Annotated in this window: 12 protein-coding genes and 1 pseudogene; 7 read left to right on the plus strand and 6 right to left on the minus strand. The window is 61.8% G+C overall.

Annotated features, from left to right (window positions below):
- Window positions 1–591: 591 nt before the first annotated feature.
- From FJ425_RS14005 to FJ425_RS14015, 3 genes and pseudogenes are all read right to left on the minus strand, one after another.
- Window positions 592–988: pseudogene (locus FJ425_RS14005) on the minus strand (type II toxin-antitoxin system HicB family antitoxin).
- Window positions 989–1,014: 26 nt separating this feature from the next.
- On the minus strand, window positions 1,015–1,200 hold the full coding sequence (locus FJ425_RS14010; RefSeq protein WP_210241692.1) for a type II toxin-antitoxin system HicA family toxin: 186 nt from the start codon (window positions 1,198–1,200) through the stop codon (window positions 1,015–1,017).
- A gap of 39 nt (window positions 1,201–1,239) precedes the next feature.
- Complete coding sequence (locus tag FJ425_RS14015; protein WP_140724215.1) at window positions 1,240–1,695, minus strand: PaaI family thioesterase; 456 nt, start codon at window positions 1,693–1,695, stop codon at window positions 1,240–1,242.
- Between the two features lie 138 nt (window positions 1,696–1,833).
- Here FJ425_RS14015 and FJ425_RS14020 point away from each other — a divergent pair, with 138 nt between their 5' ends.
- From FJ425_RS14020 to FJ425_RS14040, 5 genes are all read left to right on the plus strand, one after another.
- On the plus strand, window positions 1,834–2,655 hold the full coding sequence (locus FJ425_RS14020) for an enoyl-CoA hydratase (protein ID WP_140724218.1): 822 nt from the start codon (window positions 1,834–1,836) through the stop codon (window positions 2,653–2,655).
- Between the two features lie 44 nt (window positions 2,656–2,699).
- On the plus strand, window positions 2,700–3,482 hold the full coding sequence (locus FJ425_RS14025) for an AAA family ATPase (protein WP_140724221.1): 783 nt from the start codon (window positions 2,700–2,702) through the stop codon (window positions 3,480–3,482).
- Window positions 3,479–4,000 carry a CoA-binding protein gene (locus tag FJ425_RS14030; RefSeq protein ID WP_140724223.1) on the plus strand — a complete coding sequence of 174 codons (522 nt, stop codon included), beginning with the start codon at window positions 3,479–3,481 and terminating at the stop codon, window positions 3,998–4,000. The genes FJ425_RS14025 and FJ425_RS14030 overlap by 4 nt, the downstream gene beginning before the upstream one ends.
- 157 nt (window positions 4,001–4,157) lie before the next feature.
- A complete protein-coding gene (locus tag FJ425_RS14035) occupies window positions 4,158–5,438 on the plus strand; it encodes an O-acetylhomoserine aminocarboxypropyltransferase (protein WP_140724226.1) in 1,281 nt (426 codons plus the stop codon).
- A gap of 1 nt (window position 5,439) precedes the next feature.
- Window positions 5,440–5,784, plus strand: a complete 345-nt coding sequence (locus FJ425_RS14040) for a cupin domain-containing protein (RefSeq protein WP_140724229.1) — start codon at window positions 5,440–5,442, stop codon at window positions 5,782–5,784.
- Between the two features lie 228 nt (window positions 5,785–6,012).
- Here the strand turns inward: FJ425_RS14040 and FJ425_RS14045 are convergent, their stop codons facing one another.
- Together FJ425_RS14045 and FJ425_RS14050 are read right to left on the minus strand one after the other, a co-directional pair.
- Complete coding sequence (locus tag FJ425_RS14045) at window positions 6,013–7,260, minus strand: cytochrome P450 (protein WP_140724232.1); 1,248 nt, start codon at window positions 7,258–7,260, stop codon at window positions 6,013–6,015.
- Between the two features lie 190 nt (window positions 7,261–7,450).
- Window positions 7,451–8,179, minus strand: a complete 729-nt coding sequence (locus FJ425_RS14050; RefSeq protein ID WP_140724235.1) for a hypothetical protein — start codon at window positions 8,177–8,179, stop codon at window positions 7,451–7,453.
- Window positions 8,180–8,289: 110 nt separating this feature from the next.
- On the opposite strand from FJ425_RS14050, the gene FJ425_RS14055 reads away from it, so the two are divergent.
- The gene (locus FJ425_RS14055; RefSeq protein ID WP_140724276.1) at window positions 8,290–8,634 is read left to right on the plus strand and encodes a hypothetical protein; all 345 of its coding nucleotides are present in this window, start codon (window positions 8,290–8,292) and stop codon (window positions 8,632–8,634) included.
- Window positions 8,635–8,653: 19 nt separating this feature from the next.
- Complete coding sequence (locus tag FJ425_RS14060) at window positions 8,654–9,181, plus strand: gamma carbonic anhydrase family protein (RefSeq protein ID WP_140724238.1); 528 nt, start codon at window positions 8,654–8,656, stop codon at window positions 9,179–9,181.
- Window positions 9,182–9,209: 28 nt separating this feature from the next.
- On the opposite strand, the gene FJ425_RS14065 is transcribed toward FJ425_RS14060, so the two are convergent.
- A partial coding sequence (locus FJ425_RS14065; protein ID WP_348643156.1) for an ankyrin repeat domain-containing protein occupies window positions 9,210–9,904 on the minus strand: 695 nt, incomplete at its 5' end.

Here is a 9,904-nt window from a genome sequence, read left to right on the forward strand (position 1 = left end):
CTTGGATTGACGGGATGACCGGAGCCGCTCCGCCAATAACAAAACGGCGGCCTTTGCGGGCCGCTGCTTCGGGTGGGCTTATAGGCGAGGGTGTTTGGTGCGTCAAGGTAACGGAAAACGAGTTCGTCCAATAAAATGTGGCAAAAACAATGGATTAGAGGAAAGGTATTATTTTACCACACGATAAAATCGGCGCTGACGGTCCCCGCTAGTTCCCCGACATAGGGATTTTGAAAGGTTTGCGGGTTTGTCTTGGCGTAAGATTTTCCACTCATTTCCGTGTAATCAGCGCAAACGCCGCCCCAACGTCGTCATTCTATGGCGGAGCAAGGAGCGAAGCGACGCGGCGCAGACCATAGAATCCATGCCGCGACTTGGAAGCGCCGCCACGGTGCAGAATTCTGCTCCGTTGCACCCCTTGGCGAAGGTAATGGCATGGATTCCAGGGTCTTCGCGACGGAGCTTCGCTCCTGCTCCGCCCTGGAATGACGATCGCGATGGGGCGTTTCGGCCAATCTCCAACGCGTGCCACCTGCCAACGCAAAACAGAGTTGACCGAAGCCGACCGGTCAAAATCCTTGTGCAGTGCCGCTAGTGTTTGGCTTCGATTTCCTTGCGGGCAGCGCTCGAGAGAAATGCAGATCTGGTAATACCGCGCTCGCGCGGCGGCATCGATCGCGCGCAGGACACCGCGTTCGAACGTCACGTTCGCCCTGACCACGGCGCTGTCATTGTCGATCAGCGGCACCGAGACCAAGTAAGCTCCTTCCGACAGCGCAGCACGGATTTCGGGAAGCGACACGATCGCCTCGTGGCTGGAGGGCTCAGGCACGGACATGTCCTCGGCCCAAAGCTGCAGAGCTTCGACCGCATTCGGCACGATATCTTCCGGCACGTCCGCAGCCGAAAAGCAGCCCGGAATGTCGGGGAAGCGAACACCAAACGCGCTGTCGGCATCCTTTTCAACCAGGGCGAAGTAATTCTTCATTGCAGTCTCCCGATTGCGCGCACGATTTAAGTCACTCGAATCCGGCCTGCCTGCTTGGCGATCGCGCGAGCGGTGCCGACTGGTAGGTCTTTCTCCGGGTGCGGAACGACAAGCACTATGGTGCCTTTGCGGAATTTGTGATGCGAGCCCCAGACTGAGATCAGTTCGAAGCCGTCGTCCCTCAGCCGCTTTAATGATGCGGCAACTGTCACGCTCGATCAAATGCCAACCTATGCGCATCCGTTGCGGCATCAACCTGGGGAGTACTTCCTCGGGATCGAATAGGTCCCAGTGGCGTGCGCGACGGTATGTCCGTCCGGGCCGGCGACGATGTCGATGTCGAACACCATTAGGCTCTTGCCGAGCTTCAGGATGCGGCAATGGCCGTCGATCGGACCGGCTTCGGCCTTGCGCATGAAATTGATGTCGAGGTTGACCGTCACCGAAAGCGCGTCCGGGCCGGCATGGCTAAGCACGCAGACATAGCCGCCGATGTCGGCCAGCGTGAACAGCGCCGGACCGGACACCGTGCCGCCGGGCCGCAGATGCCGCTCGTCGGCGTTCAGCCGCACCGTGCAGCCGCCCGGAAACACGTCGATCGCCTCATAGGAGGTGAAATTGTCGTTGAGCTGCGGATAGACGCTTGCCATCAGTGCATTGACTTCCGCCGCGTTGAGCATTGGCTTCAGATCGCTTTGGGCGGGCATGGCGGCGTCCTATATGAATGAGCAGTTCCGGGCGGTGCGCCTGGACCAAACGGTGCGACGGAGAAAACACGTCTCGCGGCTGTTCTTCAACCGGCAGCGTGCTAGTTCTGTTGCTCCATAAGCGCGAGGTTTTTGAAAGTGGCCGAAGTCGTCGCCATCAAGCCCGCCGTCGCCGACGGCCCCGTTCTTGTCAGCCAGGACAAGGACATCTTGCGCCTCACGATCGCCAGCCCGCCGGCCAATGCGCTGTCGCTGGCGACGATGGCGGCGCTGCAGGCCGAATTCGATCGCGTTAAGACCGACAAGTCCGTGCGCGTCATCATCCTGGCGGCGTCGGGAAAAGTGTTCTGTGCCGGCCATGATCTCAAGGAAATGACGGCACACCGCGCCGAGCCGGATCGGGGCAAGTCCTTCTTCGAAAGGACCTTCGCGGCTTGCGCGAACCTGATGCAGACGATCGTGCGCCACCCGAAGCCGGTGATCGCAGAGGTCGACGGCCTTGCCACCGCCGCCGGCCTGCAACTGGTCGCCAGCTGCGACCTTGCCATCGCTTCGCACGAGGCGAGTTTCTGCACGCCCGGCGTCAACATCGGCCTGTTCTGCTCGACGCCGATGGTGGCGCTGTCGCGCAACGTCTCGCGCAAGCAGGCGATGGAAATGCTGCTCACCGGCGAGACGATCGACGCGGCGACCGCAAAGGAGTTCGGGCTGATCAACCGCATCGTGCCGCGCGAATATCTGATTCAGGTTGTCAACAAATATGCGCAAACCATTGCATCCAAATCGTCTTTGGTGATCAAGACTGGCAAGGAGGCTTTTTATGCCCAGGCCGAAATGGGGCTGGCCGATGCTTACGCCCATACCGGCCGCGTGATGGTGGAAAACATGCTGGCGCGCGACGCCGAGGAAGGCATCGGTGCCTTTATCGGCAAGCGCAAGCCCGAATGGACCGACGAGTAGCCGGCTTGAATGGAACCGAGCCATTCCATCGCTGAAGGTTCGACGTGGCTGCCCGCAAGCAACTGACGCGGCTGAAAGCGCCCTATCTCAAGCGCATCCTGCTTGAACCGTCGCGCGTCGCGGATTGGGAGCAATATCCGTGGAACCTGCCGATCTTCCACACCCGCGAATTCGAGTTTGAATTCACAAGCGCCATCACCATCATTGTCGGCGAGAACGGCACCGGGAAATCGACACTGCTCGAAGCCATCGGCGCGCTGGCCGGCTATGACGAGGCCGGCGGCGGCAAGGGCTACCGTCCGGTCGACCATTCCATTGCCATCGACAAGAGCGGCGCGTCCCTCGCCGGCACGCTGCGCGGCCATTGGCTGCCGAAAGTCACCGCCGGCTGGTTCTTCCGGGCTGAATCCTTCTATTCTGTCGCCCGCTATCTCGACCGAGCCGCGCTCGAAGATCCGTTCAGGCCGCCGCCGCCCGATTTCCTGTCATGGTCGCATGGCGAGGGCTTTATCCGCTTCTTCGAGGAGCGTTGCCGCAGGCAGGGCATCTACATCCTCGACGAACCCGAAAGCGCGCTGTCGCCGACGCGCCAGATCGAACTGCTGAAACTGCTTCAACGCATGGAGCAATCGGGCACCGCACAGGTGATCATGGCAACGCATTCGCCGCTGCTGATGGCTTGCCCGAACGCACGGCTCTTCCGCATCGGCCGCTTCGGCCTCGACCTGATCGATTTTCAGGACACCGATCATTTTCGCATGATGCGCGACTTCTGCAGCGATCCGGCTGCCTTTCTCGCCGAAGCGCTGTATGAGGTCGAACCATGAATCACGATACCTACGACAACAGCTACATCGCCGGCATCCTGAATTCGGTGAAGACGATCGCCATGGTCGGCGCTTCGCCCAACGATGTGCGGCCAAGCTATTTCGTGCTGAAATATCTTTTAGCCAAGGGCTTTTCGGTGCTCCCGATCAATCCCGGCCATGCCGGCAAGGAAATCCTTGGCCGCACTGTCTACGCCAGCCTCGCCGACCTGCCGCAGCCGGTCGACATGGTCGACATCTTTCGCGCTTCCTCGGCGGTGCCCGGCATCGTCGATCAGGTGCTGCAGCTCGACCCGCTGCCCAAGGTCGTCTGGATGCAGCTTGGCGTGCGCAACGATGAGGCGGCTGCCCGCGCCGAAGCTGTCGGCATCAAGGTGGTGATGAACCGCTGCCCGAAGATCGAATACGGCAAGCTGTCCGGCGAGATCGGCTGGACCGGCGTCAACTCCGGCGTTCTGTCGTCGAAAAAACCCCTGATGCGCCAAGGATTTCAGAGCTTCGGCGTAAGACAGAAATAAGCATGCGGTAGTTCGCGCAAAATTATTCCGGGACGAAATGGATTTTCCCGGGCGTTCGTCGTAGATCGCGCCCCGAACGGTATTTTCTTCTTTGCATTCCCGGCCGCGCTTCGCCAAGAATGCCCGGCGATTTTCGAACGTTAGGAGAGGGATTTCGATGACCCGTACGCCTGGTTTCAGCACTTTAGCCGTTCATGCAGGCGCAAAGCCCGATCCGGCGACCGGCGCCCGCGCCACGCCGATCTACCAGACCACCTCCTTCGTCTTCGACGATGCCGATCATGCCGCCTCGCTGTTCGGGCTGAAGGCCTTCGGCAACATCTACACGCGCATCATGAATCCGACCCAGGCGGTTCTCGAGGAACGCGTCGCGGCGCTCGAAGGCGGCACCGCGGCACTTGCCGTCGCCTCGGGCCACGCCGCGCAGGTCATCGTCTTCCACAATCTGATGCAGCCGGGCGACAACTTCGTCGCCGCCAACAAGCTTTATGGCGGCTCGATCAACCAGTTCGGCCATGCCTTCAAGAACTTCGGCTGGGAAGTTCGCTGGGCAGAAGCAAACGATCCGGCGACTTTCGAGAGCCAGATCGACGAAAGGACCAAGGCGATCTTCATAGAGAGCCTTGCCAATCCCGGCGGCATCTTCGTCGACATCGAGAAGATCGGCGACATCGCCCGCAAGCACGGCCTGCCGCTGATCGTCGACAACACGCTGGCCTCGCCCTATCTGGTGCGGCCCATCGAGCACGGCGCCGACATCGTCGTGCATTCGCTGACCAAGTTCATCGGCGGCCACGGCAATTCGATCGGCGGCGTCATCGTCGATGGCGGCACCTTCGACTGGTCGAAGTCCGGCAAATACCCGATGCTGTCGGAGCCGCGCCCTGAATATGGCGGCCTCGTCCTGCACGAGACTTTCGGCAACTTCGCCTTCGCGATTGCCGCCCGCGTGCTTGGTCTGCGCGACATCGGCCCGGCGATCTCGCCCTTCAACGCCTTCCTGATCCTGACCGGCCTGGAGACGCTGCCGCTGCGCATGCAGCGTCATTGCGACAATGCCGCGAGCGTTGCCGGCTGGCTGTCGAACCATCCCAAGGTTGCCTGGGTGAACTATCCCGGCCTGCCAAGCGACAAGAACAACGCGCTGCAGAAGAAATATTCGCCGCAGGGTGCTGGCGCGGTGTTCACCTTCGGCCTCAAGGGCGGCTACGAGGCCGGCATCAAATTCGTCGAGGCGCTCGAACTGTTCTCGCACCTCGCCAATGTCGGCGACACCAAATCGCTGGTCATCCATCCGGCCTCGACCACGCATCGCCAGCTTTCCGACGAGCAGAAGGTCAAGGCCGGCGCCGGACCTGACACCGTCCGCCTTTCGGTCGGCATCGAGGACGTCAACGATATCGTTGCCGATCTCGAGCAGGCGCTCAGCAAGGTCTGATATGTCGGCCTTTCTTGCGCTCAACACCGATACCGTCGAACCTGAGGCCGGCGCGCCGCTGCCGGACCGTGTGATTTCGGGCGATCCCAAATTCCGCACCTGGAATGTCGAGGAGCGCGACGGCGGCCTCTATGCCGGCATCTGGGAAGCGACGCCAGGCAAATGGCGCATCGTCTATGACGAATGGGAGTTTTGCCACATTCTGTCCGGCGTCTCGGTGATCGCCGAGGACGGCGGCAAGGCCCGCACCGTGCGGGCCGGCGACAGTTTCGTGCTGCGGCCAGGGTTTAAAGGCACATGGGAAGTGCTCGAGGCGACGCGCAAGGAATATGTGATCCGGCTTTGAGTGGGTTTCCGGTTGGCGAAGGCCTATCGCCTCGTCATTCCATGGCGAAGCAAGGAGCGAAGCGAAGCGCGCAGACCATGGAATCCATGCCGCGACGTTAAGACGGCCATCACGGTGCAGAATTCTGCACCGCCGCATCCTTCGGCTAAAATAACGGCATAGATCCCCGGGTCTGCGCTCCGCTTCGCGTCGCTACGCCCGAGGATGACGAAGTCGGCTACGCCTCGCTCAGAAACTGACAGTCACCCGCTCCAACCCATGAAAATGATAGGTGTCGCGGAAGCGCGGTGTCTCGGCCAAATGCAGCTTCGGCAGCCGATCGAACAGCGTCTTCAATGACACCTGCAGCTCCAGCCTGGCTAGCGGCGCGCCGATGCAGAAATGGATGCCGGCGCCGAAGGAGACGTTCTTCTGATCCATGCGGGCCGGACTGAAGGTGTCGGGCTCGGCAAAGGCAAGCGGATCGTGGTTGGCCATACCGAGCAGCAGCGCGACCATCTCTCCGGGTTTGACCAGGATGCCCGGCGAAACTTCCATCTCTTCATAAGCGTAGCGCAAAAACATGTGCAGCGGCGCATCGTAGCGCAGGCATTCCTCGACCGTCGCGACGTTTTTCTCCGGCGTTTCGAAGAAACGCCGTGGATCCCCGCCTTGCGTCAGGATCGAGCGCACCGCATTGCCGGTCTGGTGCACGGTTGCCTCATGGCCGGCATTGAGTAGAAGGATCGCCGAGGAAACCAGCTCGTCTTCCGAGAGCTTTTGGCCGTTCTCCTGGGCTGAGATCAAGAGCGACAGCAGATCGTCGCCGGGTTTCTTGCGCCGCTCCGCAATATAGCCGCGCAGGAAGTCGGAAAAATCGCGTGCTGCGCGGTTCGCCGTCTCCTCGGTCTCGCGCGTGCGGCCATGCATATACATGGCGACCATCTGGTGCGACCAGTCGAGCAGTTGCGGCCCCATTTCGACCGGAACGCCGAGCATTTCGGCGATGATGGTGATCGGCAAGGGCGAGGCGTAAGCGGGCAGAAGGTCGACGCCGTTTGGCTCGAAGCGGTCGACCAGCTCGTTGGCCAAAGCCTCGATGCGTGGCCTGAGCCGCTCGACCTGACGCGAGACGAAGGCGCGATTGACCAGCGTTCTGAGCCGCGTATGCACCGGCGGCTCGAGTTCCAGCATGGAATTGGCCTCGATGGCGTCGAAGGCCGCGAGATGCGAGCGGTCGCCGCCGATGCCGCGGCTGTCGGGAATTCCGGCCGGGTTCTGCCGGCCGAAACGGCGGTCGCGCAGCATGCGGTTAACGTCATCGAAGCCGCCAAAGCACCAGAACCCATAATCTTCCCAGAAGAAGGCGTTGGCTGTGCCATGCAGGAAGCCGTAGGCCTCGTAAGGGTTCTGCACGAAGGCTGGCTCATGCGGATCGAGACGCAGGCGGCGGCTTTTTGGATCAAACTCGAGATAGGCAGGCATCAAATCGGTCATCCCAGACCATTAGCGCGCCTTGTCGACGCGATGCCAGACCGTATTTTGGCCTGTGAAGTCGAGGCGTTGAGCCAGACGAGCGGCGTAGGCATTGCGAGCTGTCTAAGGCCGGGTCGCTCAAGGCCGGCAATAATGTTTCGACGGCGACACCGCTCCGGTTTGATAGCCGGCTAAATGATAGAGCGTCGCGTCAGTGGCCCGTCTTCAAGATGCTCGCCACCTTCGCGGCAATCGCCGCGTCAAGCGCCGGCCAGTTCGCGAGCAGCTCGCGGGGAAAGCGATAGGTGAGGCTGAGATCGTCGCCGACCTGGATGTCGCGCTCGCAGGGCGCCAAGGATTCCTCCGCGCTCGGGCCGCTCAGGCAGCGGGCGACGAACGGATCCTTGCCGGGACGCTCGGCAACAGCCAGCACTTCGTTGAGATAGCCTGATTTTTCCGTGAAGGCGTAAACCGTCGTGCCGCCCGGGCCGGGCGTGCCCGGCTTTTCGATCAGGGCGCTGTAGATGGGCGCGAAACGGCCGCTCATGTCGCGCGACATCATGCGCGGCTCGAACGACAGGAAGATAATCTTCCTGGTCTTCGCATGGTTGAAGTCGTCGCGCGCGGCCGTGCTGTAGCCGTCCATTTCGGGATAGCGCAGATAGAGGTCGAGCCGCGAGGCGATGCCGTCGCGCCTGGCCTGGTCGAAGCGGATGAAGTTTGCCGGCACGCTGATGAGATTGTTGCCCATGACGATCTGGCGCACCGTCGTGTCATCCGTATAGCCGGCCATGGCGATCGATCGTCCAAGCCATTTGCCGCCGACGCTGATGGCAATCGAAAGCAGCGCCAGCGCCGCGAAGATATAAAAGACCCGCTTCATCAAGGTCGAGTTGACGACCTCGAAGTCCGCGCTCTCGGCAACATTTGCCTCTCTCATCTGCTCTTCCCCGATCCGCCCACCTGTCTTTCGGCGGCACAGCCTGCGCGGCATGGCTCTTGCAGCGCGGTGGCACGACTGTGCGTTTTCATGGTAAACGGTTGGTAAACATGGATCCCGTTGTGCTTGTTCTTTACGCTTTCGCGGTTGGTCTAACGGCTTGCGGACTGGCCGGATCGGCCATGGAATTGCTGGCTGGCCGGCGCCTGGCCTTTGCTGAACCCTATGTTTCGCCCGTCCATATCCTGCGTTCGCTCGCGGTAACGGCCTGCGCCGGGCCGTTCATGCTCACCAACGAGGCCTTGGCCGCCCGGCGCGAGGGTCGCATCGGCACCATTGCGCTGTTGTCCTGCGGCTGCACGGCCATCGCCTGGGCGCTGGCGCTAGGCGTCGTCCTCATCGCCATTGCATCCTGGGCGACAGCCAACTTAGGGTCTTTCGAATTCGCTGGTTGAGACGATTCGGAGACGAACAATGCCGGTCTATGCGATCGATGGGAAAGCGCCTGAGTTCGAGGACGTCGATACGAACTGGATCGCGCCAGACGCCACGTTGATCGGCAATATCCGGATCGGCCGCAATGTCGGCTTCTGGTTCGGCGTCGTCGTCCGCGGCGACGGTGAACCGATCATCATCGGCGCCGACACCAATGTGCAGGAACACACGATCATGCACACCGATCCGGGCTTTCCATTGACCATCGGCGAAGGCTGCACGATCGGCCACCGCGCTCTGCTGCATGGCTGCACGATCGGCGACAACAGCCTGATCGGCATGGGCACCATCGTGCTGAACGGCGCCAGGATCGGCAACAACTCGCTGGTCGGCGCCGGCGCCCTGGTGACCGAAAACAAGGTTTTTCCGGACAATTCGCTGATCGTCGGCTCGCCCGCCAAGGTGATAAGGACGCTGGACGAAGCGGCGATCGAGCGGCTGCGCGTCTCGGCGGCGCACTATGTGGCCAATGCCAAACGCTTCAAGGCCAAGCTCAAGACGGTGTGACGGCGGCGGGCAGCAACTCCGCCTGTTTTCATCCGCGGCGGCTGTTCATCGCTTCACGCAGCAGAAGAGCGCCGGCTTCGAAACCGGCCTCCTCCGCGCCTTCCAGCGCCGTTTCGTAGTCGTCGATCCGGGTCCGCAGCGACGGGTCCGCGCCTGACAGGAGCAGCAGATGGATCGCCTCGGCGTCGCGCCGGGACACTGCGTAGTGCAGGGGAGTCCAGTCGTTCAAGCCGCGCATATCCGGGTCGGCGCCATGCGCGAGCAGGATATGGATGACGTCCAGCCGGTCAGGCCGTTCCGTCGACAGCGCGGCAATGATCGAGGGAAACCCGGCCGGGTCCTCATAATTCGGATTCGACCCGGCATCGAGCAAGGCGGTGACGAACGCGGCCGGGCTCCAATAGATCGCATATTCCAGCGGATGGCCAAGGCCGAGCTCGAACGGCATCCGCTCGTCGAACCAGCGCGCTGAGCCGCCGAGCGCCTTGCCAAGGCCCTCGAAGTCAGCCGCCTTGAAGGCGTCGTCGATAGCCTTGAAAAGGCGGTGTCTGGCGCCGCGATCCTCAGGGACTTCCAGCATCGCCTTCATCCGCAACGAACAAGCCATACTGCTCCCATCCGCCTCGGCGGGGAAGGGCGTGCCGATCATGGCGCGACCGAAATGGCGGAGCCGGCCCCGGGGACAGGGGCCGGCTCCTAAAACCCGGTCGTTGGGGACGGGGA

This window comes from Mesorhizobium sp. B2-7-2 (assembly GCF_006440775.1).
Taxonomy (GTDB): Bacteria; Pseudomonadota; Alphaproteobacteria; order Rhizobiales; family Rhizobiaceae; genus Mesorhizobium.

Coding starts and splice junctions, on each gene's coding strand:
- FJ425_RS14015 (WP_140724215.1), bottom strand. CDS start 1,695: ATGCCCGCCCAAAGCGATCTGAAGCCAATGCTCAACGCGGCGGAAGTC.
- FJ425_RS14030 (WP_140724223.1), top strand. CDS start 3,479: ATGAATCACGATACCTACGACAACAGCTACATCGCCGGCATCCTGAAT.
- FJ425_RS14035 (WP_140724226.1), top strand. CDS start 4,158: ATGACCCGTACGCCTGGTTTCAGCACTTTAGCCGTTCATGCAGGCGCA.
- FJ425_RS14040 (WP_140724229.1), top strand. CDS start 5,440: ATGTCGGCCTTTCTTGCGCTCAACACCGATACCGTCGAACCTGAGGCC.
- FJ425_RS14045 (WP_140724232.1), bottom strand. CDS start 7,260: ATGACCGATTTGATGCCTGCCTATCTCGAGTTTGATCCAAAAAGCCGC.
- FJ425_RS14050 (WP_140724235.1), bottom strand. CDS start 8,179: ATGAGAGAGGCAAATGTTGCCGAGAGCGCGGACTTCGAGGTCGTCAAC.
- FJ425_RS14055 (WP_140724276.1), top strand. CDS start 8,290: ATGGATCCCGTTGTGCTTGTTCTTTACGCTTTCGCGGTTGGTCTAACG.
- FJ425_RS14060 (WP_140724238.1), top strand. CDS start 8,654: ATGCCGGTCTATGCGATCGATGGGAAAGCGCCTGAGTTCGAGGACGTC.